Origin of the sequence: Gemmiger sp. An50 (genome assembly GCF_002161595.1) — a bacterium.
Lineage (GTDB): Bacteria > Bacillota > Clostridia > Oscillospirales > Ruminococcaceae > Allofournierella.
In genome coordinates this window covers 1-1,023 of record NZ_NFID01000038.1, presented here as the reverse complement: position 1 = coordinate 1,023, position 1,023 = coordinate 1, and the positions used below count along the sequence as shown (strand labels likewise).

The 1,023-nt window shown below is 59.6% G+C and carries 2 protein-coding genes; both read left to right on the top strand.

The annotated features are described in order from the left end of the window. On the top strand, positions 1 to 606 hold a 606-nt coding region (locus B5G03_RS17510; protein WP_343286916.1), incomplete at its 5' end, for a hypothetical protein. A 19-nt stretch (positions 607 to 625) separates the two neighbouring features. Continuing rightward, on the top strand, positions 626 to 1,023 hold a 398-nt coding region (locus B5G03_RS16870), incomplete at its 3' end, for a hypothetical protein (protein WP_140401742.1).

The following is a 1,023-nucleotide window of genomic DNA, read 5'->3' as shown; positions in this document are numbered from 1 at the left end:
GGCGCAGTCGTGGGCGGCTCCCTGGCGGCAGGCCAGGCGAGTGCGGAAAACCCGGTCACGGCGCCTTTGGCGGCGGCCACCCTGAATATTGAATGGACTGGCGGCGAAAGCGATCCGGTTGCCCTCACGGTGACGGATAAGGCACTGATGCCGGCAGACGAGATCGAAGTAAAAGACGGCTATCAAGTAGACAATACCGGCAGCGTGGATGCCTACATCCGCGTTACCGTGACCAAATACTGGGCGGATGCAGACGGGAAAACCACCGATCTGGATGCCGCAAACATTGAACTGGGCCTGAACAGCGCCGATTGGATCAAGGCCGAGAAACTGTTTGAAGGCAACTCGGATGAGACCGAGGTGTACTACTACAGGTATCCGGTAGCGGCTGGCCAGAGCACCAGTGAGCTGCTGGAGACCATCGGCATCCCGGCAAGCCTGACCAACGAGTATGCAGGTATGACCGTACACCTGGAGGCTGTGGCGGACGGCGTACAGTTCGCGGGCGCGGATGCGGCCGACCTGAACGCCAGTGGCATCCTGGCCAGCTGGGGCGTTTCTGCTCAGCTGGATGAGAACGGCAACCTGGTCAGCGTGACCGAATAAGCGGGAGGAGGCAGTGAAGATGAAGAAAAAACTGATCGCGAGCCTTTTCTCGCTGGCTTTGAGCGCGGTATTCGCGCTGGGCTGCTTTGCCGCCGACGCCGACAAGGTGGTCTACGACGGCACCAACCTGACCTATACCGGCGGCACCGAGATGAGCGGCTTTAGCCAGATGATTCCGGGCAAGACCTACACCGGTACCATCACGCTGGAGAACACTGGCGAAAAGGCTGCCTATTTCTACATGGACACCAGCGTTGTGAACACGCTGATTGGTGCTTCCAACGCCAAGGACACCGGCTACACCGTGAGCCTGACCTGTGGCGGCAACACCCTGTATGGCTATGATCCTGCCAGCGGCAAGGCTACCGGCACTCTGGTAGGTGGTAATGACACTGCCGGTCTGGAAGAGCTGAACAG